At 57.3% G+C, this 24967-nt stretch carries 22 protein-coding genes and 2 tRNA genes; 13 read left to right on the top strand and 11 right to left on the bottom strand.

What is annotated here, in order from left to right:
- Nucleotides 1-76: 76 nt before the first annotated feature.
- From AC2FNC_RS07050 to AC2FNC_RS07040, 3 genes are all read right to left on the bottom strand, one after another.
- Nucleotides 77-1897, bottom strand: coding sequence for an ABC transporter transmembrane domain-containing protein (locus tag AC2FNC_RS07050; protein ID WP_480624547.1), 1821 nt, complete (start codon nt 1895-1897; stop codon nt 77-79).
- Between the two features lie 127 nt (nt 1898-2024).
- A tRNA-Gly gene (locus tag AC2FNC_RS07045) sits at nt 2025-2098 on the bottom strand.
- 103 nt (nt 2099-2201) lie between these two features.
- Nucleotides 2202-3074 (bottom strand): MurR/RpiR family transcriptional regulator, encoded by an 873-nt coding sequence (locus tag AC2FNC_RS07040; protein WP_480482048.1) that lies wholly within the window; start codon nt 3072-3074, stop codon nt 2202-2204.
- 127 nt (nt 3075-3201) lie between these two features.
- On the opposite strand from AC2FNC_RS07040, the gene AC2FNC_RS07035 reads away from it, so the two are divergent.
- The 7 genes from AC2FNC_RS07035 (at nt 3202) to AC2FNC_RS07005 (ending at nt 11031) form a co-directional block, all read left to right on the top strand.
- A complete protein-coding gene (locus tag AC2FNC_RS07035; protein WP_496714876.1) occupies nt 3202-3963 on the top strand; it encodes an N-formylglutamate amidohydrolase in 762 nt (253 codons plus the stop codon).
- Between the two features lie 16 nt (nt 3964-3979).
- Nucleotides 3980-4501, top strand: a complete 522-nt coding sequence (locus AC2FNC_RS07030) for a TRAP transporter small permease subunit (RefSeq protein WP_480475706.1) — start codon at nt 3980-3982, stop codon at nt 4499-4501.
- Nucleotides 4501-5826 (top strand): TRAP transporter large permease, encoded by a 1326-nt coding sequence (locus AC2FNC_RS07025; RefSeq protein ID WP_480624546.1) that lies wholly within the window; start codon nt 4501-4503, stop codon nt 5824-5826. The genes AC2FNC_RS07030 and AC2FNC_RS07025 overlap by 1 nt, the downstream gene beginning before the upstream one ends.
- Nucleotides 5827-5884: 58 nt before the next feature.
- Nucleotides 5885-6922: a TRAP transporter substrate-binding protein gene (locus AC2FNC_RS07020; protein WP_480475702.1), complete on the top strand. Its 1038-nt coding sequence runs from the start codon at nt 5885-5887 to the stop codon at nt 6920-6922.
- 57 nt (nt 6923-6979) lie between these two features.
- The gene (locus tag AC2FNC_RS07015; RefSeq protein WP_480516128.1) at nt 6980-8341 is read left to right on the top strand and encodes a glutamine synthetase family protein; all 1362 of its coding nucleotides are present in this window, start codon (nt 6980-6982) and stop codon (nt 8339-8341) included.
- Nucleotides 8342-8435: 94 nt separating this feature from the next.
- Nucleotides 8436-9818, top strand: coding sequence for an aldehyde dehydrogenase family protein (locus tag AC2FNC_RS07010; RefSeq protein WP_480554010.1), 1383 nt, complete (start codon nt 8436-8438; stop codon nt 9816-9818).
- A gap of 67 nt (nt 9819-9885) precedes the next feature.
- Nucleotides 9886-11031 carry an iron-containing alcohol dehydrogenase gene (locus AC2FNC_RS07005; protein WP_496714875.1) on the top strand — a complete coding sequence of 382 codons (1146 nt, stop codon included), beginning with the start codon at nt 9886-9888 and terminating at the stop codon, nt 11029-11031.
- A gap of 62 nt (nt 11032-11093) precedes the next feature.
- Here the strand turns inward: AC2FNC_RS07005 and AC2FNC_RS07000 are convergent, their stop codons facing one another.
- Together AC2FNC_RS07000 and AC2FNC_RS06995 are read right to left on the bottom strand one after the other, a co-directional pair.
- Nucleotides 11094-12326: an HlyD family secretion protein gene (locus AC2FNC_RS07000; protein WP_480554009.1), complete on the bottom strand. Its 1233-nt coding sequence runs from the start codon at nt 12324-12326 to the stop codon at nt 11094-11096.
- Nucleotides 12323-12727 (bottom strand): hypothetical protein, encoded by a 405-nt coding sequence (locus AC2FNC_RS06995; RefSeq protein WP_480476916.1) that lies wholly within the window; start codon nt 12725-12727, stop codon nt 12323-12325. Before AC2FNC_RS06995 ends, AC2FNC_RS07000 begins: the two co-directional genes overlap by 4 nt.
- 186 nt (nt 12728-12913) lie before the next feature.
- On the opposite strand from AC2FNC_RS06995, the gene AC2FNC_RS06990 reads away from it, so the two are divergent.
- From AC2FNC_RS06990 to AC2FNC_RS06980, 3 genes are all read left to right on the top strand, one after another.
- Nucleotides 12914-13987 (top strand): NAD(P)/FAD-dependent oxidoreductase, encoded by a 1074-nt coding sequence (locus AC2FNC_RS06990; protein WP_496714874.1) that lies wholly within the window; start codon nt 12914-12916, stop codon nt 13985-13987.
- A complete protein-coding gene (locus AC2FNC_RS06985; protein WP_480475690.1) occupies nt 13984-14637 on the top strand; it encodes a DUF938 domain-containing protein in 654 nt (217 codons plus the stop codon). The genes AC2FNC_RS06990 and AC2FNC_RS06985 overlap by 4 nt, the downstream gene beginning before the upstream one ends.
- A 69-nt stretch (nt 14638-14706) precedes the next feature.
- Nucleotides 14707-15042, top strand: coding sequence for a carboxymuconolactone decarboxylase family protein (locus tag AC2FNC_RS06980; RefSeq protein ID WP_209504659.1), 336 nt, complete (start codon nt 14707-14709; stop codon nt 15040-15042).
- Between the two features lie 41 nt (nt 15043-15083).
- Here the strand turns inward: AC2FNC_RS06980 and AC2FNC_RS06975 are convergent, their stop codons facing one another.
- From AC2FNC_RS06975 to AC2FNC_RS06950, 6 genes are all read right to left on the bottom strand, one after another.
- Nucleotides 15084-17591: a GcvT family protein gene (locus AC2FNC_RS06975; RefSeq protein WP_480516118.1), complete on the bottom strand. Its 2508-nt coding sequence runs from the start codon at nt 17589-17591 to the stop codon at nt 15084-15086.
- A 142-nt stretch (nt 17592-17733) separates the two neighbouring features.
- On the bottom strand, nt 17734-18012 hold the full coding sequence (locus AC2FNC_RS06970) for a hypothetical protein (RefSeq protein ID WP_480516116.1): 279 nt from the start codon (nt 18010-18012) through the stop codon (nt 17734-17736).
- A gap of 85 nt (nt 18013-18097) precedes the next feature.
- On the bottom strand, nt 18098-19507 hold the full coding sequence (locus tag AC2FNC_RS06965; protein ID WP_480554007.1) for an FAD-binding oxidoreductase: 1410 nt from the start codon (nt 19505-19507) through the stop codon (nt 18098-18100).
- A 94-nt stretch (nt 19508-19601) separates the two neighbouring features.
- The gene (gene ggt, locus AC2FNC_RS06960) at nt 19602-21392 is read right to left on the bottom strand and encodes a gamma-glutamyltransferase (RefSeq protein WP_496714873.1); all 1791 of its coding nucleotides are present in this window, start codon (nt 21390-21392) and stop codon (nt 19602-19604) included.
- Between the two features lie 111 nt (nt 21393-21503).
- Nucleotides 21504-21893, bottom strand: coding sequence for a GFA family protein (locus tag AC2FNC_RS06955; protein WP_480516110.1), 390 nt, complete (start codon nt 21891-21893; stop codon nt 21504-21506).
- 20 nt (nt 21894-21913) lie between these two features.
- A complete protein-coding gene (locus AC2FNC_RS06950) occupies nt 21914-22900 on the bottom strand; it encodes a 2-hydroxyacid dehydrogenase (protein ID WP_480476914.1) in 987 nt (328 codons plus the stop codon).
- A 198-nt stretch (nt 22901-23098) separates the two neighbouring features.
- On the opposite strand from AC2FNC_RS06950, the gene AC2FNC_RS06945 reads away from it, so the two are divergent.
- The 3 genes from AC2FNC_RS06945 to AC2FNC_RS06935 all read left to right on the top strand — a co-directional run bounded on the left by AC2FNC_RS06945 (nt 23099) and on the right by AC2FNC_RS06935 (nt 24826).
- Nucleotides 23099-23560, top strand: a complete 462-nt coding sequence (locus tag AC2FNC_RS06945) for an SH3 domain-containing protein (protein WP_480476912.1) — start codon at nt 23099-23101, stop codon at nt 23558-23560.
- 111 nt (nt 23561-23671) lie between these two features.
- Entirely contained in the window at nt 23672-24661 is a 990-nt protein-coding gene (locus tag AC2FNC_RS06940) for an NADPH:quinone reductase (RefSeq protein WP_480475677.1), read from the top strand.
- Nucleotides 24662-24751: 90 nt separating this feature from the next.
- Nucleotides 24752-24826, top strand: a tRNA-Gln gene (locus AC2FNC_RS06935).
- The last annotated feature ends 141 nt before the right edge of the window (nt 24827-24967 follow it).

The following is a 24967-nucleotide window of genomic DNA, read 5'->3' as shown; positions in this document are numbered from 1 at the left end:
GCGAGGCCTTAGCTTTGAAAGAGAGTAAACTGTAGAATGACGCTACGGCGAATTCACAAATGCCCGAGCGTCACTCCTATTCTGCTGCTACGCCATCGGTGAACTGCAACCGTGCGAGGCGCGCATATAGCCCATCCTGGGACACCAGATCATCATGGCTGCCCTGCGCCACGATACGGCCCTCTTCCAGAACGACAATGCGGTCGGCTTTCTTTACGGTGGCCAATCTGTGCGCAACAATCAGGGTCGTGCGGCCGGCACGCATCTGATCCACTGCGCCCTGCACTGCACGTTCACTTTCCGCATCAAGGGCCGAGGTCGCCTCGTCCAGCAGCAGCACAGGTGCGTCGCGCAATATTGCGCGGGCGATTGCGATACGCTGCTTTTGCCCACCCGACAGCATGACACCGCGTTCGCCGACAAAACTGTCATACCCATCGGGCAATGCGGCAATGAAATCATGTGCGATGGCGGCACGGGCTGCGGCTTCTACTTCGGCATCCGTTGCGTCCAGACGACCGAAACGAATGTTTTCGCGGGCTGAGGCGGCAAAGATCACTGGATCCTGCGGCACCAATGACATGTACTTTCGGAAATCTGTGCGATCCAGTTCCCGCAGATCATGGCAATCCAACATCACCCGGCCCGAATTTGGGTCATAGAACCGTTGAATCAATTGAATGATCGTTGTCTTACCCGCCCCTGACGGTCCGACAAAGGCAACGGTCTCGCCCGGGTTTACCTGAAGCGACAAGTGATCCAGCGCGATTGTATCGGGGCGCGCTGGATAGCGAAAACTTACATCTTCGAACCGAATCTCCCCTCGGACGTCCTTTGGCAAAGGAGCGGGTTTGGCCGGGTCCGAAACCGAATCTTCGGCATTCAGCAACTCGACAAGTCGCTCGGTGGCTCCGGCGGCGCGCTGAAGCTCGCTCCAAATCTCGGACAGGGCCGCGACTGAACCCGCCATGATGATCGAGTAGATCACGAATTGAATCAGAACGCCCTCGGTCATCACACCGTTGCGTACGTCATTTGCACCCATCCACAGAACGCCAACGATGCCTGAAAATACCAGAAATATCACAATCACCGTTAGCACCGCGCGCGTCTGAATCCGACGCAGTGAAACGGTATAGGACATCTCGGTCATCTCATCAAATTGCTGCCGGCTGGCCTGTTCGTGGGTAAATGCCTGCACGGTCTGTACCGCCCCCAATGCCTCGCCCGCGTTTCCGGATGACGCAGCGATCCAATCCTGGTTTTCACGGCTGATCACGCGCAAACGCCGACCCAGAATCAATATCGGCACCACCACCACGGGGATAAGCAGCAAGACAAGCCCGGTCAGCTTGGCCGAGGTCAACAGCATCAGAACCAGCCCGCCGATAAACATCAGCATATTGCGCAGCGCGATGGAAACGGATGAGCCAAGAACCGATTGGATGAGTGTCGTGTCGGTGGTGATCCTGCTCAACACTTCACCGGTCATGATGCGTTCGTAGAATTCGGGGCTCATGCCGATCACACGATCAAATACAGCCTTGCGGATGTCAGCAACCACACGTTCCCCCAACCGTGTGACCAACGCATATCTGATACCGGTTCCCGCAGCCAGAACAGCGGCAATGCCCAACGCTGCCAAAAAGTACCAGTCCAGCAATTCACCGTCCTGAATGCGGAAATTGTCGACGACGCGCCGCACGGCCAATGGCAGGGTCAGCGTCATGCTGGCCGTCAGGATCAGCGCCATTGTCGCCCCGATCATCAATAGCCTGTATGGCTTCATGAAGGGCCAAAGCGACCCCAGCACCCCGATTTTCCTTGAGCGGGCCCGCTCTTCGCTAGCGCCAGGAGCCGCTGATTGTGCTGGTTTATTGGCGGTCTGTCTTGCCATGTCCGGCCCTTGTGAATTGAACGCTACAAAGTGAACGCTTTCTTGGCCCCAGCCGCCGTTCTGGTCAAGCATTCCTGCCAAAAACAGACAGCCATAAGGGCCATTTGACGCAGAAATTAGTGGGGATTGGAGCGGGTAGACGGAATCGAACCGACATAGCCTGCTTGGAAGGCAGGGGCTTTACCATTAAGCTATACCCGCAAATGGTTTGCGCTGGTTAAGTCATGCGCCGGGGCGCGTCAAGCGGGAAGTGTGAAAATTTGCACGACCAAAACCGTGATATTTCCCGGTGGAAGTACGGCCTTCAATCGTGACTGCGGAATATCCGCGTCGAGGAGAAAAACCGCTCAAGTTCCTCGATGCGCTCCTTGCTTTCTTCCCACCGTGCCTCTTGCACTTCAGCGATCAGGGTCTCCGATATCAGCTGCAATGCTATTGTTGAATCCCAGCTAGATGGCGCCTCGACCAGTGCGTGAAAGGTGTAATTGGCGGTCTTGCCTATCGGTGATCCCCATTGGTCGGTGAACAGGATAACCGTCACGCCGCGGCTTGATGCGACCTGCGCCAATTTCTCGAGATAGGCCTCGTATCGGCGGATATCAAAAATCACCAGAACCGAGGTTTCATCCATATCAAGCAGGTACTGCGGCCAAACGTTTGCCGAATTGCCCAGCATCGTCACATTGGGTCGAATAATCTGCATGTGATTGAACAGATAGTCCGCATTTGAACGCGTGATACGCCCGCCCACGACGTAAAGATGGCGATCCGTATTTGCCAGAAGCTGGGCAACGGTGTCGAACATCTCTTTGTCCAGACGTTCCAGCGTGTGGCGCATATTTGTCCAAACAGCCTGCGCAAACCGCGTTGTGGGATGCTCCGCCGCGTCATCCACAACCCAGGCATCCCGTTTCGAGATCGGCTTTTTGATCTGTGCCGCCACCTCTTCTCGCAGGGCGTCCTGCAGGGCGGGAAAACCGTCGAAACCCAGCTTGCGTGCCATACGTATGACCGTCGGGGTCGAGACCTGCGCAGCAGCTGCCAGCTTGGTGATCGATTGCAAGCCGGTCATTGGATAATCCTGCAAAAGTACCGAGGCCAGCTGCCGTTCTGACCGTGTCAGATCGTCAAGCTCTTCCTGTATCCGCTGTTTGACAAGTTTCGCAACGGTGGCCATCGGCACCTTCATTTCTCAAATTTTTTACAGGATATGATTGTTTGTAATTTTGTCTACAGTAATTTTCTTGACAGGTCTGAGGTTGCTGTAACAAATGCTTCTTATGCACCACGATTCCGAGACACCAATGCTACTTCCAACCGAAGCTCCGGCAGCCCGCGCGCAGAATGCCAACGGCCGGGCGCAGTGCGTTTTGGTATGCGAACATGCTAGCCGATTCATCCCAGCGTCATTGAACGGATTGGGCCTGACTGAGGACGCAGCATTGTCTCATGCAGCATGGGATATTGGCGCATTGGCGCTTTCGGTCGAATTGATGAAGGCTTTGGACGCGCCGCTGGTTCATTCCTGCATCAGCCGACTTGTTTACGACTGCAACCGCTCGCCTGAACGTGCAGATGCTATGCCGCAGGTAAGCGAAGTGTTTTCCATTCCCGGCAATGAGAACCTGACAGACACCCAACGCGCCCAAAGAATCCACGAGGTTTATGAGCCGTTCAAACAGCTTTTGTCGTCCATTCTGGACGCGCAGGACCGGCCGCCTGTCGTTGTCACGATGCACAGTTTCACGCCCGTCTACAACGGAAAGACACGATCAGTCGAACTGGGCATTCTTCATGACGAAGATGACAGGGCGGCCCAACTTATGCTGCGCTGTGCCAAGGGCTCGGGTCTGAATGCCGCGTTGAACGAACCTTACTCTGCCACGGATGGCGTCACGCACACGTTGCAGGAACATGCGATCAGTCGGGGGCTTCCGAATGTCATGGTCGAGGTTCGAAACGATCTTATCGACACACCAACGGGAGTAGACCGCATCGCCGGGATTCTGACGCCGATCCTTCAAACGGTAATTGATGCGTATTCGCACACAGAGGCGAAACAATGAGAGTTGAGGTATCGAGATGAAGTTCTTGCGGGGCTACGTGGCGGTCATTGATCGAACGAACCGCTGGATCGGACGCGTCGTCATGTACGGCATTTTCGTCATGATGGGTATTCTGTTCTGGTCTTCGGTCTCGAAAACCTTTTTCGTACCGTCGCTCTGGACACTCGAGATGGCTCAGTTCGCCATGGTGGCCTACTATATGCTTGGTGGCCCTTATTCGATCCAGATGGGGTCAAACGTGCGAATGGACCTGCTTTATGGCGAATGGTCTCATCGCCGCAAGGCGTGGACGGATGCCTTCACAGTCGTATTCCTGATCATTTATCTGCTCATCTTGCTGTGGGGTGGATGGGACAGCCTGATGTATTCTTTCCAATATGGCGGTGAGCGCAGCGCGACGATCTGGCGGCCCTACCTGTGGCCGGTCAAGCTGATCATGGTTATCGGTATCTTCCTGATGCTGCTGCAAGCCGTGTCCGAATTGTTCAAGGATATCTTGCGCCTGTGCGGCGACGATATCCCGCGTGAGGTAATCTGATGTCATACGAGATGATTGCCTTGCTGATGTTCGCATCAATGATGCTAATGATGCTGACCGGCCAGCGCGTCTTTGGTGCAATCGGCTGTGTCGCTGTGGTTTCAGCCTTGTTCCTTTGGGGGGATAGGGGCGGTTACGATCTGGGTTTTGCCGCTGCGATCAAGGTCATGAAGTGGTACCCGCTGCTGACACTGCCCATGTTCATTTTCATGGGGTACATCCTTTCCGAAAGCCGGATCGCAGATGATCTTTACAAGATGTTCCATGTCTGGATGGGCGGCCTGTCCGGTGGTCTGGCTGTTGGAACCATCGGGCTGATGGTTCTGATCTCGGCAATGAACGGGTTGTCCGTTGCAGGTATGGCGATTGGTGCCACGATTGCCTTGCCGGAATTGCTGCGCCGGAACTATGACAAGCGCATGGTGACCGGCGTCATTCAGGCCGGATCATCCCTTGGGATTCTGGTGCCACCATCCGTTGTTCTGGTTCTTTATGCCATGATCGCGCGGCAACCCGTTGGCCAGCTATGGCTCGCCGGAGTGATACCCGGGCTAATGATGGCTACCATGTTCATAATCTACATTGTCATCCGCTGCCGCATCAATCCGTCGCTCGGCCCGGTCCTGCCCGCGGAAGACCGCGACATTCCGTTGCGAGAAAAGCTGCTGCTGTTGCAAGCCGGGTTGTTACCCTTGGGCATATTTATGGTGATGATGGTCCCTTTTGTTAACGGTTGGACATCATTGGTGGAATCCTCTGCCATCGGAGCCACCACGGCCATGCTGGCCGCCTTTCTGAAAGGACGGCTGACACGCACGGTTTTCGAGAATTCAATTCGGCACACATTGGGCATCTCGTGCATGTTCATGTGGATCATTCTGGCGGCTCTGGCTTTTGGCGCTGTCTTCGACGGGTTGGGTGCGGTCAAGGCAATCGAAAGCCTGTTCACCGAAAAACTGGGTCTTTCCCCGTGGATGATCCTGGTTCTCATGCAGCTCAGCTTTATCCTGATGGGCACGTTTCTGGACGATACGGCCATGCTGGTTATCGTCGCGCCGCTTTACGTTCCGCTGGTGGGTGCGCTTGGCTTTGATCTTATCTGGTACGGCGTACTTTATACGATCACCACGCAGATCGCTTATATGACGCCGCCATTCGGCTATAACCTGTTCCTGATGCGCGCGATGGCCCCCCCGGAAATATCGCTGCGCGATATCTACAGTTCGATCGTTCCATTTGTTCTGGTGATGGTCTGCGCCTTGGCCATAATCATCATCTTTCCTGAAATCGCGCTTTGGCTGCCGAATTATGTCTATGGAAATTAAGTCACAAGACCCCGGCAAGGGGCGAAGTTCAGCAAGACTAAACAGAGGAGAAAAGACAATGACTACAAGACGCAGATTTCTAAGCTCCGCCGGTCTGGCGGGAGCCGCCACACTGGCCTCTCCTGCGATCGTCAAAGCGCAATCCGCCATCAAGTGGCGGTTCCAGACCTATGCCGGTGGCGCATTGGGCGAGCATGTGACCAAGCCAGCCATCGATTACATCAACGCCAATGCCAATGGCGAGCTTGAGATCGAACTGTTCTATGCGGACCAGATCGTTCCGACAGGTGAACTGTTCCAGGCCCTGCAACGCGGCACGATTGATGGTGTTCATTCGGACGACGATTCCATGGCTTCGCCTACTCCGCTGCGTCAATTCGGGGGCTATTTCCCCTTCGCTACCAAGCATATTCTGGACGTTCCGGTGCTGTTCAACCAGTACGGTTTGGCTGATATCTGGCGCTCGGAATATGAGAAGGTTGGTGTGACGTGGCTGTCGGCAGCGGGTCAGGACCCCTGCAACTTCAACACCAAAAAGGAAATCAAAAGCCTTGGCGACCTGGATGGGCTGAAGCTCTATACCTTCCCGACGGCCGGGCGTTTTCTGGCCAAGTTTGGCGTTGTACCGGTCAATATCCCCTACGAAGATGCGGAAGTGGCGGTGCAAACCGGTGAATTGGACGGAATGGCCTGGTCGGGCATCACTGAAGACTACACCGTTGGCTGGGCCAATGTGACCGACTACTTCCTGACCAACAACATCTCGGGCGCGTGGATTGGGTCCTGGTTTGCAAACCAGGAACGCTGGGCCGAGCTGCCCGACCACCTGAAATCGGTTGTGATGGCGGGCGTCGAAGCAGGCCACACCTATCGTAACCAGTGGTACTGGGGCGGTGAAGCGGCCTTACGCGCAAAAGGTGACAAGCTACAGCTGCGTCAGGTTCCGGCAGCGGAATGGAAAGAAGTGGAAAATGCCGCTATCGAATTCTGGGACGAGGTCGCACAGGAAGGCGAAATTCACCAGAAGATCGTTGGTATCTTCCGTGAGTATAACTCGGTCATTAACCAGGCCGGTGCCCCTTACACCTTCGATTGATATCAAAACAGGGGCGCTGTGATTCGGCGCCCCTACTCAACGCATGAGGTTTGTTTCATGACCGCAACTCTGACTTTCGAAACCCTGAAATCGCTTGTCGCAAACGGCGCGATCGACACTGTATTGGTTTGCATGGTTGACATGCAGGGTCGTTTGATGGGCAAGCGTTTTCATGCAGGTCATTTTGTGGCTGGCGCGTGGGAAGAGACACATTGCTGTAACTACTTGCTGGCCACGGACCTCGAGATGGCGACGCCGGATGGGTATGCCTCGACCAGCTGGGAGCGGGGTTATGGCGACTATGTGATGAAGCCAGACCTTAGCACATTGCGCCCGGTGCCCTGGCTGGAAGGCACCGCGATGGTCATGTGCGATATGCTGGATCACCACACCCATGAGGAAGTGCCACATGCGCCGCGTTCGATCCTGAAGAAACAGGTGAACCGCCTGAAGGCGATGGGGTATGAGGCGATGTGCGCCACCGAACTGGAATTCTTCCTGTTCGCGAAGAGTTTTGATGCAATCCGAAAGGAAGGGTTCCGCGATTTGGAGCCGATCTCGGGCTATAACGAAGATTATCACATTATGCAGACCACCAAGGAAGAGCATGTGATGCGCCCGATCCGCAACCACCTGTGGGATGCGGGCATTCCGGTCGAGAACACCAAAGGTGAGGCCGAGGCCGGGCAGGAAGAACTGAACATCAAATACGCACCTGCGATGGACACGGCAGAGTATCACTCGATCGCCAAGAACGCGGTGAAAGAAATCGCCTGGCAGCAGGGTCATGCGGCGACCTTCCTGCCGAAATGGCATCATGAAAGGGTTGGTAGCTCGTCTCATGTGCATCAGTCGCTATGGGCGGATGGCAAACCTGCCTTCTATGATGCATCGGATGAGCTGGGCATGTCGGCGCTGATGAAAAGCTATATGGCCGGTCTGCTGAAATACGCCGCTGATTACACGTATTTCATGGCGCCTTACATCAACAGCTATAAGCGGTTTATGAAAGGTACTTTTGCACCGACACGGATCATTTGGTCTGTAGACAACCGTACGGCCGGGTACCGCCTGTGCGGGGATAGCACCAAGGCGATACGGGTCGAGTGCCGTATTCCGGGGTCGGACATGAACCCCTATCTGGCGATTGCAGGAATGCTGGCGGCCGGGATCGCAGGAATCGAAGAAGGGCTGGAGTTGCAGCCGCCGACCAAGGGCGATGTCTATCAGGGCGAGACGGGAAAGATCCCGGGTACATTGAAGGATGCACGCAACGCTTTGCACGGATCACAGATGCTGCGCGCGGCGATGGGCGATGAGGTTGTCGATCACTATACCCGTGCGGCTGAGGTCGAAATCGAGGAATTCGAGCGCGTGGTAACCGATTGGGAAGTGGCCCGCGGGTTTGAGCGGGCTTGAGAGGGAGGAAGCGAGGGGCCAGCCCCTCGCGCACCCCGGGATATTTATGGCCAGATGAAGCAGGGATCCTGCTCTCTTTAGAGATGGAGTAACTATGGGGCAGATGTTGCAATGTGTCTCGCCGATCGATGGATCGGTTTATGCGGAACGCGAGGTGCTGTCGCGGGAGGCTGCGTTTGAGGTCGCGGCGCGGGCGCGGGCGGCGCAGGGAGCCTGGGCAGCGCGACCGTTGCAGGAGCGGATTGATCTGGTGATGGCGGGCGTCGCGGCTGTCGGCGCGATGAATGATGAGATCGTTCCGGAACTGGCGCATATGATGGGTCGCCCGGTGCGCTATGGCGGCGAGTTTGGTGGCTTCAACGAACGTGCCAGCCATATGGCAAAGATCGCCGAGACGTCACTGGCCGATATTGCCGTGGGTGAAGATGAAACCTTCAAACGCTATATCAAGCGTATTCCGCATGGGGTGGTCTTTGTGGTTGCCCCCTGGAACTATCCTTACATGACGGCGATCAACACGGTGGCGCCCGCGCTGATCGCGGGCAACACGGTTGTTCTGAAGCACGCAACCCAGACTTTGTTGGTTGGTGAGCGGATGGCGCAGGCGTTCCATTCGGCGGGGGTGCCCGAAGACGTGTTCCAGAATGTGTTCCTCAGCCACGACGTGACCAATGACCTCATCGCGGGTAACGCGTTCGACTTTGTGAACTTCACCGGTTCGGTCGGTGGCGGTCAGGCCATGGAGCGTGCGGCGGCGGGGACTTTTACGGGCGTGGGCACTGAACTGGGCGGCAAGGATCCGGGTTATGTCATGGACGACGCTGATCTGGACGCGGCGGTCGATACGTTGATCGACGGCGCGATGTTCAATTCGGGCCAGTGTTGCTGTGGGATCGAGCGGATTTACGTTCACGAAAGCCTGTATGATGACTTTGTCGCCAAGGCCGTTGAGATCGTGAAAGGCTACAAACTGGGCAATCCGCTGGACGCCGAAACAACCATTGGTCCGATGGCCAATGTGCGTTTCGCTGACGAGGTGCGCGCGCAGATTGCCGAAGCGGTTGAGGCCGGTGCGGTCGCGCATATTGAAGCCTTCCCCGAGGATGACGGCGGCGCATATCTCACGCCGCAGATTCTGACCAATGTGACCCATGATATGCGGGTGATGCGGGACGAAAGTTTTGGCCCGGTGGTGGGCATCATGAAAGTGTCCTCGGATGCTGAGGCCATCGCGCTGATGAACGACAGCGAGTTTGGTCTGACAGCCAGCCTTTGGACCCGCGATGTGGACCGCGCGGCGCGTGTGGGCGACCAGATCGAGACCGGCACCGTCTTCATGAACCGGGCCGACTATCTAGACCCTGGGCTGTGCTGGACCGGTTGCAAGAATACCGGGCGCGGCGGTGGTCTTTCGGTCATCGGCTATCACAATCTCACCCGTCCAAAATCTTACCACCTGAAGAAGGTCACGGGCTAAGGACGACGGCCTGCTCGGGTCTGACCCCCTCGCCCGAGCAGGTCTCAAATCACAAAGGAAACCTGACATGTCACTTGTTGGAAACTGGTCCTATCCGACCGCAATCAAATTTGGTGCCGGACGCATCAAGGAACTGCCCGCAGCCTGTGCCACAGCCGGGATGAAGAAACCCCTGTTGGTCACGGACAAGGGGTTGGCCGATCTGCCGATCACTGCGGCGACGCTGGATATCATGGAGGCAGCTGGTCTGGGCCGCGGTGTATTCAGTGACGTGGACCCAAACCCGAATGAGAAAAACCTCGACGCAGGCGTTGCGGCATACAAGGCCGGTGGGCACGATGGTGTGATTGCCTTTGGCGGCGGCTCGGGGCTGGATCTGGGCAAGATGGTCGCCTTCATGTGCGGCCAGACGCGGCCCGTGTGGGACTTTGAGGATATCGGCGACTGGTGGACCCGTGCCGACGCGGATGCGATCGCGCCGATCATTGCGGTTCCGACGACTGCGGGAACCGGGTCCGAGGTAGGCCGCGCCAGCGTCATCACAAATTCCGAGACCCATGCCAAGAAGATCATCTTCCACCCCAAGGTGCTGCCGACGGTGGTGATCTGCGATCCTGAACTGACGGTTGGGATGCCCAAATTTATCACCGCAGGCACCGGTCTGGATGCCTTCGCGCATTGTGTCGAAGCCTATTCGAGCCCGCATTATCACCCGATGAGCCAGGGCATCGCACTGGAAGGAATGCGTTTGGTGAAAGAATATCTTCCGCGCGCCTACGCAGATGGCAGCGACATTGAGGCCCGCGCCCAGATGATGAGCGCTGCTGCCATGGGCGCAACTGCCTTCCAAAAAGGTCTTGGTGCGATCCACGCCATGAGCCACCCGGTCGGCGCGCACTTCAACACCCATCACGGCACCACCAATGCGGTCTGCATGCCCGCCGTGCTGGATTTCAATGCTCCCGCCATCGCAGATCGTTTCCAGCAGGCTGCCGCCTATCTGGGTATCAACGGAGGGTTCGATGGCTTCCGCGCCTTTGTGCAGGAATTCAACGACAGCCTCGGCATCCCGCGAAAGCTGGCAGACCTTGGCGTTACCGAGACATCAATCCCAACGCTCGTCGAAGGCGCAATCATCGACCCGTCATGTGGCGGGAACCCGATTGAGTTGACCAAAGAAAACCTGACACAGCTGTTCAAAGCAGCGCTTTAATAATACGAGCGCCCGGCGGGGAACCTGCCGGGCGCGTTAAGAACTGTTCTGCGGGAACCGGATCAATGCCCGGTCAGCACCAGCGTGTTAACGGGCATCAGGATCAGGCGCAAACGCAAACCTGCCGCATGGACCACGCCAATTGTGTCGACCACGTGCAGGAAAGCAGCTTTCCAAAAGCCCAGATCCTCGTGTTCCAGACGGTCATGGTTGTCGGTGTAGACATTGGCCAGACAGTTGCTGCCCGGAGGAAGGTCATCGGCCATACCTTTATACAGCGGCTCCATATAGACCAGAATCGAGCCGGGATTGGTGTTATTCTGCACATCCCGCAATTCATCCGATGGACGGATCTGGCCGGACGGTATGACATCCTGCACCTCGACCACCACAGTGGGAATTACGGTGAATGGCTTGGTCATGCAGCCCAACTCACCGATCATACCTGGTTTGATCACCTGAGCAGACAGCTGGTTGAAAGCAGCCTGAAAACGGTCATGTCCGGTATGCGACGGAACGAGGATGCCCGCAGGACGCAACAACGGGCTCACGTAATCACCAACTTGCAGGCTAAACTGTTCGACCCGTCCGGTAACACCGGCGACAATCAGCGTTTTGTCCAACTCGGTCTGCGCGGCGTCAAGCTGTGCAATGGCGCTGGCCAGTTGCGCGGGGATCAGCTCTTCGATCTGCTGTTCAACTGCCGCACGCCTGGATTCGGCCGCAACCACCTGCGCCTCACGCTCGGCAACAAGGTTTTCCAGTCGCTCGATCTCGGTCAGCCGGACAGCGCTTGAACCTTGGTCGCGCAGGGTCGTATTTCGTTCAAGATCGTCCAAGGACTGCGCCAAAGCCGCCTTGGCGCCGGCAATACCGGCATCAGCTTCGGCCAGATCAGTTTCAGCCACTTTCAGCGAGGCCTGAACCTGTGCGATCTGTGCATTTGCCGCCTGAACCTGTGCTGTCTGGCTGAAATCTTCGATCCTGAAAATCGGCTGGCCAGCGGTTACCAGTTCGTTGTTCTTAACGAAAATTTCCGAAACACGACCACCAAGTTGCGGCAGGATCGTCACGGTTCGAAAATAGGACGCTGCGGTTTTGCTGGCTGGGTGAAAATAAAACAGCGTGGTGATTACCGTCAGCGCCAGAATGGCACAGGTCGTAAGACCCCAGCGCAATTCGTACCACATGGTGAAAAGGGTGATCTCGTGACCGATACGTTTGCCCTGAACAAACCGGCGGAACAGATAATCGGGCAGCACCGTGATCAGGGCGCAAAGCAGGGTCTCAATCATGTGTTTTGTTCCTGAACGTCCGTGGATTCTGAAACGCCAGGGGTTGGCGCAGGTGCCTCGGGCACCGGTTCCGGAGCAATCGCACGTCCAAGAGAACGAATGGCATCGGCAATGTTTTTAAGCGGGGTTGCAAAATCCGGAAACTGGAACCCTGCGACTAGTACAGCGGCAATCCAGAATATCCCGTTATGAGTAAACAGGGCCAGCAGCGCCAGAATGCCCACCAACTGAAATTGCGGATGGTTGTTCTCGTGCGCCATTTTTTCCGGAACCGAATGAAGCGTCAGGTACCCAACACCGATCAGCACCACGAGAATGACAAAGAAGACGACCATAGCCGAAAAAAGGTAATCGCTTCCGTCAGCTGCGACGACGTATCGGGGAATGTGCCCAGTGGCCATTGGATGAAGATCTGCTGCGGTCACCTTGCCCTCCTGTTCGTTTTGATACTTCTTTGACCGGGTTGAAGCCCAAATTCAAGGCTGCATATATTTTGGAGAATCTTCGGAATGCCAAATGCTTGACCCAAAAAGCTAAATGAAACCCAGAAAACTTGTGGCGAACCTGCTGCGGAAGGAACACAAATAATGATCGATTTCCTCGTCATCGGGGGCGGAATTGCCGGGTTGAGCGCCGGAGCGCGCTTGTCGCAACATGGAACCGTGATGGTTTTAGAGGCCGAAGACGCCTTGGGGTATCACGCGTCGGGTCGCTCGGCAGCCCTGTTTGAAGAAAACTATGGTCCGCCGTCCGTGGTGGCGCTGAACAGGGCTGGAGCGGAATTCCTGCGCACGCAAGACGGTGGGTACCTGACCCCGCGCGGACTGATGCTGATCGGTTCGTTTGACCAAAGCGAAGTTTTCGAAGCCGACCGCGTAGACCTGAACATGGAAAGAATTTCGATGGTTCAGGCGGTTTCGAGCGTTCCGATCCTGAACCCGGCCAAGGTGGGTTTCGCGGCAATCAGTGAAGCCGCATTTGACATCGATACTGATCGTCTGTTGCAGGATTTCGCGCGGACCATTCGCAAGAACGGTGGAACCGTTGCAACAAAAAGCAAAGTAACCGGCATTCGAAAAGAGCGGCATTGGCTGGTCGAGGCCGGGCAGATCTTCGAAGCCCGCAACCTGGTGAATGCGGCCGGTGCATGGGTGGACGAAATCGCCATGCTTGCCGGGGTACCACCTATCGGCATCTCTCCTCGCCGCCGATCAATGGCGCGGCTGCCCGCCCCCGGAGGCCATGATGTATCCGGATGGCCCATGATGCTGGGCACAGGCGAAACATGGTACGCCAAACCGGACGCGGGCAAGCTGCTTGTTTCGCCTGCCGAAGCCGACCCCGTACCACCTCAGGACGCCTATGCCGACGACATGGTGCTGGCCGAAGGTCTGGCGCGCTACGAAGAATTGATGACCGAGGCAGTAACACGGGTCGAAACGAACTGGGCCGGATTGCGCAGTTTCGCACCGGACGGAACCTTGGTGCTTGGGCCCGACCCGATTGACCCGTCGTTTATCTGGTCTGCGGGTCAAGGCGGGTATGGTTTCCAAACAGCACCAGCGGCTTCGCAGTTGTTGTGTGATCTGGTGGTTGGAAACACGCCGGTGCTGGATCCTGACAGTGTCAAGTCGCTGACCCCAAACAGGTTGAACAGATGATCAAACGCTATCTACCGCCCTCTGCGAGTGTCGCCAACGTGGGGGAGGATGGTAAACTTGTTGCCCCGGCAGCAACTCGGAACTCCGATGCGCTTTGTGCGGTGCTACAAGACTGGGCACCGCGCCGCGGGCACGCACTGGAGATTGCAAGCGGAACCGGTCAGCATGTCTGTGCGTTTGCTGATTTGCTGCCCGATCTGACGTGGCATCCCACCGAACCTGACCCTGAACGCCGCAATAGCATCGACGCCTATGCCAGCGCCTTACCCAACGTGGCAAGCGCCGAACATCTGGACGCAACGAATTCGGGCTGGCATGCGCGCTTCCCATCGCAGGACCTGATCGTCTTGATCAACCTGATACATTTGATCAGTTGGCAGGATACCAGAACCATTTTCGCCGAAATCGCTCAGTCCCTGACTGAAAACGGGAGGTTCGTTTTGTACGGCCCATTCAAACGCTCGGGCCAATTGACAAGCGACGGGGACAAAAGGTTTCACGAGGCTCTGATCGGACAAGATCCCGACATTGGCTACAAGAACGACAAAGATATGCTTGGCCTGTTCCAGCAGGTAGGGTTGCGCGTGCTGAAAACCATCGACATGCCCGCAAATAACCTTGCATTTGTTTCCGAGCGCCCTGCCAACTGATCGAGATCAAGGTCAACTTACCACTGCCCGCACATATTCCCGTTATCTTATATGAAAAAGGCACTCAAAATGGCTTGGCAAGAAAAGCTCTCGGCAACTCGTACAAGTTTGCGCAATCTCAACGGGGCCATTCCCGACACGTCGCGCGCATTCGGCGCACTTGGGAAGGCTGTGAAGGAAGGCGGAACGCTCGACTATAAAACAAAGGAATTTATAGCGTTGGGCATGTCGGTGTCGCTCCGCTGCGAGCCCTGCATTACCCTGCACACCGACGCGTTGGTCAAAGCAGGCGCAACACGCGAAGAGGTGTCCGACGTTTTGGGTATGGCCATTCAGATGGGTGGTGGACCAGCCATGATGTATGCTGCCAAGGCGTTGGAATGTTTCGACGAACTATCCGCGTAACCAACAGAAAAGGCCCCGGAAATTCCGGGGCCTTAGATTGATCAACCGTCCTTGCGGATGGTTTCGTTTTTCGGATCATAGGGGCTGTCGCATGTCACGACAGCATCCCACAGCTTGTCCTGCATCTTGACCTTCAGCTTGGTGCCTTCGACTGCCAGATCAGGCTTCACATAGCCCATCCCGATCGACTTCTCGAACGCGACAGAATAGCCGCCCGAGGTCAGACGGCCTACACGCTCGCCTTCTGGCGTGTACAGCGCCTCGCGGCCCCACGGGTCAGCATCGGCTGGACCGTCGATCAACAAGGTGCAGCACTTGGCGCGCACACCGGTCTCCTCCAGCTTGGCCTTGCCGTGGAAGTCCTTGGACAGGTCGACAAAGCGCGGCAGGTCGGCTTCCAACGGGGTCGCATCGCGGCCCAGTTCGGTGCCAAAGGCGCGGTAAGATTTCTCCTGACGCAGCCAGTTCTGGGCACGGGCACCAACCAGCTTCATGCCGTGCTTCTCACCGGCCTTTTCCAGCAAATCGAACAGGTAGTTCTGCATCTCGATCGGATGGTGCAGTTCCCAGCCCAGCTCACCGGTATAGGCCACGCGGATCGCGTTGACCGGGCACATGCCCAGCTCGATCTGACGGGCCGACAGCCACGGGAAGCGTTTGTTGGACAGCGCGGTTTCCGGGTCGGCGTCCTTGATGACTTCTTTCAGAACATCACGCGACTTGGGTCCGGCGATAGCGAAGACGCCCCATTGCGTGGTCACGTCCTGGATTTCGATGTAACCGAACTCCCCCATCTTGTCCTCGGCTGCTTTACGCAGGTAGTCGGCGTCGTACTCGGTCCATGCACCGGCAGAGACGATGTAGTAGTTGTTCTCGCCATTGCGGACGATGGTGTATTCGGTGCGGGTGGTCCCGTGCGAGGTCAGCGCGTAGGTCAGGTTGATACGACCGACCTTAGGCAGCTTGTTGCAGGTGAACCAATCCAAGAATTGGGTGGCACCGGGGCCTTTGACGACATGCTTGGTGAAGGCCGACGCGTCGATCAGGCCAACACCTTCGCGGATCGCTTTGGCTTCTTCGACGGCGTACTGCCACCAGCCGCCACGACGGAACGAGCGTGCTTCCTTGTCGAAATTCTCGGGCGCGTCCAGCGGGCCGAAATAGTTCGGGCGTTCCCAGCCATTCACCCAGCCGAATTGAGCACCGCGTGCTTTCTGGCGATCATAGGCCGGAACGGTGCGCAGCGGACGGCAGGCTTCACGCTCTTCATCCGGGTGGTGCAGGATGTAGACATGCTCATAGCATTCTTCATTCTTACGCGCCGCGAACTCGGTGGTCATCCAGTTGCTGCTGTAACGCTTGGGGTCCAGCGAGGCCATGTCGATCTCGGCTTCGCCATCGACCATCATCTGTGCCAGATAATAGCCGGTCCCGCCCGCAGCGGTGATGCCAAAGCTGAAACCTTCGGCCAGCCACATGTTACGCAAACCCGGAGCCGGACCAACCAGCGGATTGCCATCCGGTGTATAGCAGATCGGGCCGTTGAAATCATCCTTCAGGCCGGATTCGGCACAGGACGGCACGCGCTCGGCCATTGCCATGTACTGCTCGGCGATCCGGTCCAGATCCAGCGGGAACAGGTCGGCGCGAAAGCTGTCCGGCACACCGAATTCGAACTGCGCGGGGGCGCCGTGTTCATAGATACCCAGAATCCAGCCACCGCGTTCTTCACGCGCATAGGATTCGTTGTCGGCATCGCGGACAACGGGGTGCTCGGGGTTGCCTGCTTCGCGCCATTTGACCAACTCGGGGTCTTTGTCCATGACGATAAAGGTATGTTCCACCGGGATGGCAGGCATCTTGATGCCCAGCATCTTGGCGGTGCGCTGCGCGTGGTTGCCCGACGCGGTCACAACATGTTCGGCGGTGATCACGACCTGCTCGTCGGAAGGCACCAGGTTGCCGCCCTTTTCAACCATCTTGGTGCAGGTCACTTCCCAGTGCGTGCCGTTCCAGTGGAACGCGTCAGCCTGCATCTTGCGCACGATCTCAACCCCGCGCTGGCGGGCCCCCTTGGCCATCGCCTGGGTCACATCGGCAGGGTTAATATAACCGTCCTCGGTGTGATAGATCGCGCCCTTCAGATCCGATGTCTCGATCAGCGGCCAGCGTTCCTTGATCTGGTCCGGGGTCAGCCATTCGTATTTCACATCACAGGTTTCGGCGGTCGAGGCATAGAGCATGTATTCGTCCATACGCTCTTGCGTCTGTGCCATGCGCAGGTTGCCCACAACCGCGAAGCCTGCATTCAGGCCGGTTTCTTCCTCAAGCGTCTTGTAGAAATCCACCGAATACTTGTGGATATGGGTCGTCGCATAGGACATGTTGAACAGCGGCAACAGGCCCGCGGCGTGCCAGGTGGACCCGGACGTCAGCTCGTCCCGTTCGATCAACATCACATCGTCCCAGCCCGCTTTGGCCAGGTGATAGGCAATCGAGGTCCCAACGGCGCCGCCGCCTACGACCAATGCTTTGACTTGGGTTTTCATAACCGGGCGTCTCCCCTTGAAATCAGTTGACACCATATGGCGTACTTAAGGGGGATAGCGCGACATTCATCCGACCAGTGATATGAAAAAAACGACCCGAATATCGAAAGCGGGTCGCATTTCATTCGCCGCACCGCTGCCCTCAACCACTGGAGCGACAGCGTTTGCTTGTTCCGACCGAGACGCAGACCATTTTGCCAATTTCTTCCGAGGGATTCTTCACCGCCGGTTCCCGTGATGGCGAAGCCTGCGCCTCTGCCGCGAACCAGCCGTCAGAAAGACCGACACGCGAGGATACCGAGGCAAGATATTCCTTCATGCCCAGACCATTTTCCGATGCTTTTGCTTGCTGAACATAGTCCAACCCTGCAACGGCCAACCCGCAGATGGCTACAAACCTCGCCAGATATTTTGCGCTCATGTCGCCCATCCTCTGTCCTCAACCCCGTGAAACCAGAACATGTGGACGTTTTGAGGGCGTAAACACGGAACAGAGGCGAATACGGCTACGTGTCGTCCGACAAGATCTTGCCAGGATTCATGATGTTGTCTGGGTCCAGCGCGGCCTTGATCGCTGCCATGTACCGCGTGGCGGCGCCCAGTTCCCTGGTCAGATAAGGCCGCTTTCCCTGCCCGATGCCATGTTCACCGGTACATGTGCCTTCCATGGATATCGCCATGTCGTTCAGCCAGCCGACAAACGCCTCGGCCTTGGCAACTTCTTCAACGTTTTCCATGTCGATCAGCAGCAGCGTATGGAAATTGCCGTCCCCCACATGGCCCACGATGGGCGCCAACAAGCCGAGGCCAGCAGCTTTTTTCTGCGTTTCGGTCACACACTCGGCCAAACGCGAGATCGGTACGCAGACATCGGTCGAGATGCCCCGCGCACCGGGGCGCAATTGCAGACACGCCCAATACATATCGTGCCGTGCCTGCCAAAGTTTGTTCCGTTCTTCGGTGGTCGAAGTTGCTGCAAAATCTGTGCCACCAAACTCTTCGGCGATCTGACCAAAGGTTTCAGCCTGCTCTACGGCACCGCTTTCCGAGCCGTGAAATTCCAGCAACAACAAAGGTGTATCCGGCAGACTCAGCCCGGAATAGGCGTTGGCGGCCTGAACCGACAACTCGTCCAGCAACTCGATCCGGGCAACCGGGATGCCGTACTGAATTGTCATCATCACCGCACGGCACGCGGCGTCGACGGTCGGAAAGGAACACCGGGCCGAACTGATCGCTTCGGGGATACCCTGCAACCGCAATGTCAGCTCGGTGATGATTCCCAACGTGCCTTCCGCCCCGATCAGAAGACGGGCCAGATCATAGCCGGCTGAAGATTTCTTGGCCCGGTGCCCGGTACGAATGATCTGACCGTCTGGCATTACGGCTTCAAGGCTGAGAACGTTGTCTTTCATCGTCCCATAGCGCACTGCATTGGTGCCCGACGCGCGGGTAGCGGCCATCCCACCCAGCGACGCATTCGCCCCGGGATCAATCGGAAAGAACAGGCCCAGATCGCGCAAGTGTTTATTCAACGCTTCGCGCGTGACACCGGGCTGCACGACACAATCCAGATCCTCGGCATGAACTGCAAGCACACTGTCCATCTGTGTCAGATCGACCGAGATTCCCCCCGCCGGCGCATTTACATGCCCTTCCAGCGATGTTCCTGTTCCGAACGGGATCACTGGCACCCGGTGCGCCGCACAAGTTTTGACGATGTCCGAAACCTCTTGCGTCGAATGCGGGAAAACCACGGCATCGGGGCTTTGGTTTTCGATCCAGGTCGTGGTGTGCCCGTGTTGTTCACGGACAGCGGCACCCGTTTGCAACCTGTCGCCAAAGCGCTGCTTGAGAATGCCTATTACGGTTTCAATACCAGCTTCATTCCTTGGTAATGCGGTTGCCTGTACCATTGTCATCCTCCCCAGCCCCAAAAACGTTTTGGGCCTTTCAGCCTATGACTAAAAGGCCCGTTAAAAGCAGGCAATCCCCACAAATACCGAGGGCCTATTCGCCCAGCGCAATCCCTTCGCGGCGCGGGTCGGCACCACCGCTCAGCCTGTCACCGATTTCGATGGCGTGCAGCCCCGAAGTCAGGTCGCGTGCGTTGACTTCGAAACCCAGCTGAGCAAGCGCGTCTGTAAAACCTTCTGCCGAAGTCGCAGCCTCGACATCATATGTTCCGAACCGGTTGACCAGATGAGGTAGGGAAACCGCTTGCTGCACATCCATTCCCCAATCGGCCCAGGCGATGATGGACTTGGCGACATAGCCGATAATCCGGCTGCCGCCCGGAGACCCGATAGCCAGAACCGGCTCACCATCCCGCAACACGATGGTCGGGCTCATGGATGAGCGCGGACGCTTGCCGGGCTCCAGCCGGTTGGCAATCGGCACACCGTCGCTGTGTGTCTTGAACGAGAAATCAGTAAGCTCGTTGTTCAGCAGGAACCCGTTTGTCATCAGGCGCGACCCAAAACCATTCTCGATCGTCGTCGTCATCGACAACACATTGCCATAGCTGTCCACGATCGAGATATGCGAGGTTGACGGCAGTTCCAGCGACACGTCGTCCGCCCAAATCAAAGCATGGTCAAATTCCGGTTTACCCGGTGCGACTTCGGACAAGGCCACTTCGCTTTCCAGCAACGCCGCCCGCTGGGACAAGTAACCCGGATCAACCAGCCCCTTGGTGGGCATGGGTATGAAATCGCTATCTGCCATGTACCGCCCACGATCCGCAAAGGCGAGGCGCGAAGCATCGCCGATCAGGCGCCATGCCTCGGCACTTTCGGCGCCCATTGCTGCAAGATCATAGCTGTTCAACATCCCCAGAATCTGCCCGACGGTCAGGGCACCCGACGACGGCGGGCCCATGCCGCAAACCTCGTAGGCACGGTATTCGGCACAGACCGGTTCACGTTCGATCACCTGGTAGAGCGCCAGATCCACCCCCGCAAGAACGCCGGGATTTCCGGGGGCGTTTCGGACTGTTCGCGCAATATCCGCAGCGATCTCACCTCCGTAAAACCCCGCAGCGCCATCGCTGGCCAGCACGTGCAATGTTTCGGCATAATCCGGGTTCATCAAACGCTGTCCCTGCTGCAACGGCTGACCATCAGGCAGGAAGTATGCGGCTGTTTCGGGAAAGCGCGACAGGCGGTCAGCATCGTTTTCGACAAGGCTGGCCAGACGCGGGGACACCAGAAACCCTTCATCCGCCAGTCGGATGCCATCGGCAAACAACCCGGGCCAGGACGCGCGCCCCCATCTTCGGTGCGCCTCTTCCAGCAGTGCAGGCGTACCCGGTGTACCCACCGACAATCCGCCCACCACCGCATCGAAGAATTTCAGCGGCTCGCCGTTTTCGTCCTGAAAGAGCGTCGGGGTTGCGGCAAGCGGTGCTGTTTCGCGGCCGTCCAGCGTCGTCATTTGCCCGCTGGCCGCGTCGTACCAAACCAGAAACGCACCCCCGCCCAGACCAGAGGATTGCGGTTCGACCAGTCCCAGCACGACCTGCACGGCCACCATCGCATCCGCGGCAGACCCGCCCGCGCGCAGCACTTTGGTCCCGGCCTCCACCGCCAGCGGATTGGCCGCAGCTATCATCCAGTTTTCGGATGTGACCGGAACTCCCTCAAGCTTGGCTTCGAGGGCTGCAATAACGTCATCGGTCATCGCCTGAACCTGCCCTTCTGTCGCGCCCTCAGGGGCAACGGCGTCGGCTGTTTCCTGCGCGAACCCCGGTGTCGAAATAGTAAGTGCGGTAGTAAACAACAGTGCTGAAACATGTCTCATCTGTTCTAACCCTCCAATACAATCTTTATTTTCAATCCTGTAAGGATTTTGCCCCCTCTGCAATGATCAGGCATGGCAGCGTGTTATCACAGCGAAGTTTCGCCATATCCGCTATGGTTCGGTTTCTTCGGCGCGACGATCCTGATCATAGCGGGTCATTCCGGTGAATTCGGGCAGCCACGCCTCGCGCCGGGTGGTCCAGCATTCATATGTCGGTGTGAATTGGTCAGGCGCATCAAGGCTCCCCAAATGCACTTCGACTTCGGCACCGCTTCGGGCAAATACCGGAGATCCGCAATCAGGGCAAAAGTACCGGTCGGAATAGCTTTTTGCCTTGCCGATTATCCTAACCGCATCCGCCGGGAAAATGGCTGCCGCATAGAACAACGCGCCATGGTGTTTGCGGCAGTCCAGACAATGACAAATCCCGACGCGAAGAGGACGGCCCGCGGCCTTGACGCGCAGATTTCCACAGCGGCATCCCCCTTCAAACACGCCCATCCATAATCCTTTCCGACGCGTCAGAGCATCGCAGGCACAACCTGATCCGGCGGGCGGTGGCCATCCTCGAAGGTTTTGATGTTGATGATAACCTTTTCACCCATCTCAACCCGCCCCTCCAGCGTGGCCGACCCCATATGCGGCAGTAGAACCACGTTGGGCAATTGCCGCAAGCGCGGGTTCACACTGGTTCCCTGTTCGTAGACATCCAGCCCCGCGCCCGCAATTTCCCCCGTACGGATCATCCGGGTCAAAGCGTTCTCGTCAATAACCTCACCCCGCGAAGTATTCACGATCACTGCCGAGGGTTTCATTAGCTTCAGTCGACGCGCGTTCATCAGATGGAAGGTCGACGGCGTCGATGGGCAGTTGATCGATATCACATCCATACGCGCCACCATCTGATCCAGGCTTTCCCAATAGGTCGCCTCCAGTTCTTGCTCAATCTCTGGGCGCAATCGGCGGCGGTTGTGATAATGGATCTGCATACCAAACGCCTTGGCGCGGCGGGCCACGGCCTGTCCGATCCGGCCCATACCCAGAATTCCCAGTCGCCGCCCGCCAATGCGACCACCCAGAAACGCGGTGGGTGCCCACCCGGTCCAGTCGCCTTGCTGCATGACGCTCAACCCTTCGGGAATGCGCCGTGTCACAGCGAGAATCAGGGCCATGGTCATATCTGCCGTGTCGTCGGTCAGCACGCCGGGCGTGTTGGACACCAATATGCCGCGCTGCCGCGCCGTCGCCACATCGATATTGTCGACACCAGCCCCGTAATTGGCGATCAGCCGCAACTTTTCACCCGCCTGACCCAATAGCCCGCCATCAATGGTATCGGTCACCGTGGGCACCAGCACATCGGCATCCTGCACCGCTGCTACTAATTCCTCACGCGTCATTGGGGTGTCGTCGTCGCGCAGGCGCACGTTAAACAATTCGCTTAACCGGGTTTCTACTGCCTCAGGCAACCGTCGCGTAACAACAACACTTAAACGTTCTCTTGGCACCTCGGCTCTCCCACTGCTTTGCAAACGGACGCGCGCCATGGCATCGTGGCGCAGGATAAGGCGGGGCACAAGAACCCCAATGGCATTGAGTCGACCTTTTTTCAAAACCGGATCAACAGGCATAAGAGCGGGCAGTCAGTGAGTGGCATTCTACCTGTAAAACGCCGATCTCTGGCGGCAGTTTCCGTATTTCTGGTCATGTTCGGTGTCTGTGCCGCACATGCCGAGGTAAAACGCGGTTCGGTCACCAACCTACCCCTGCCCCGCTATGTTTCGATGAAGGCAGCCGAAGGCAACGTGCGACGCGGACCATCCCTAACCCACCGAATCGACTGGGTATTCAAACGGCGCGGCATGCCGCTGCAGGTCACCGCCGAATACGGAAACTGGCGCAAGGTTCAGGACCGCGACGGCGCGGGTGGCTGGGTTCACTATGCCTTGTTGTCTGGCGTTCGAACGGTGCTGATCGAATCCGAGATGCTGCCTGTTTATGCCCGCCCCGATCTAGCCTCGCCCGTGAACGCTCATTTCGAGACCGGAGTAGTGGCGCGCCTTGGAACCTGTTCGCAGGACTGGTGCCGGATCACCGCTGGCGGATACCGTGGCTGGACATTGAAATCGAACCTTTGGGGCGTCGATCCTTCCGAAATTCGGGAATAGGCGAAAGACGAATTCCGGTATCCGCGGTTGCGCATCGCCCTGAAAAAGCGCGACAAGGTGTTTGAGTTACCGGCCCAATCGCCGCTTAACTCGACCTAAATGGAGGACGCTATGCGCGCAGTCACTTATTCAGCCTTCGGAGACGCTGTCGATGTCTTGCGTATACAGGATATTCCCCTGATCCAGCCTGAACCAGGTGAAGTCACGGTCGAGTTGTCCTATTCCGGCGTAAACCCCTCGGATATCAAGGCCCGTGCGGGAACCCGGCCGGGTGTCACGGAACCCCCGTTTCCGCTGATCGTTCCGCACAGCGACGGGGCTGGAGTCATCACAGCGGTTGGCGATGGAGTACCCGCGGCGCGGATTGGCCGGCGCGTGTGGATTTGGAACGGGCAATGGCAGCGCGCATTTGGTACAGCTGCCAGCCACATCACCCTGCCCGAATCTCAGGCTGTCGAACTGCCCGAGACAGTGTCACTTGAAACCGGGGCAATTCTTGGAATTCCGGGCCTAACCGCAAGCCATGCGGTGTTCTCGGGCGGCGCACCGGGCGGGCAAACCATATTGATCCATGGCGGGGCGGGCACCGTCGGGTATCTGGCTGTGCAGCTTGCCAAATGGGCCGGAGCCAAAGTGATCGCAACGGCCAGCGCCCGCAACTTTGACCGGGTCAAGGCAGCTGGTGCGGATGTCGTGCTCGACTACACCGGTGAACACCTTTCGGATCAGATCCTCGATGCAAATGATGGGCATGCAATCGGTCGAATCGTCGATGTCGAATTTGGACAGAACCTTGCCACCAACATTGCCGTCATCGCCGAAAACGGCCGTATCAACGCATATGGATCTGCCCGGAATATGACACCTGTCTTTCCCTTTGGACCCATGATGTTCAAGGCCGTGACGCTCGAAGCGGTTCTGATCTACCTGCTGCCCGCGGACTTGCGCGCCACCGCAATAAAGACATTACACAAGGCACTGACTGATGGCGCACTGATCTGCCCCGTTCACAAGGTCTTTACGTTGGAAGAATGCGCTGCGGCCCATGCGCTGGTACAAGAAGGCAACCGTACCGGAGCGGTGTTGATCGATACCAAATGAGGGGCCTTCAAAAAAAATTTACGGCGCTCGCTTTTTTTGCAAAACGCTCTTGAACCCTGCCATCAACAATCGTAGATAGCCGCTCACCGTTGGGGTGTAGCCAAGTGGTAAGGCAGCGGTTTTTGGTACCGTGTATCGTAGGTTCGAATCCTACCACCCCAGCCAGATCATCAGAACATGAAACGACAGCAGGGACTTGGGTCACCTATACCCGAGAAATGCCCCCGTTTATGCCCCAGTGGTTTCGGGTGTTCTGACACCCTTTGACCTCTCCTCTTTCCTAACCTCTAGCGGGGGTTCTATGGG

This window comes from Ruegeria sp. BHSA123 (assembly GCF_059613425.1).
Note: the sequence above shows the minus strand (reverse complement) of the source record. Positions and strands in the feature narration are given on the sequence as shown.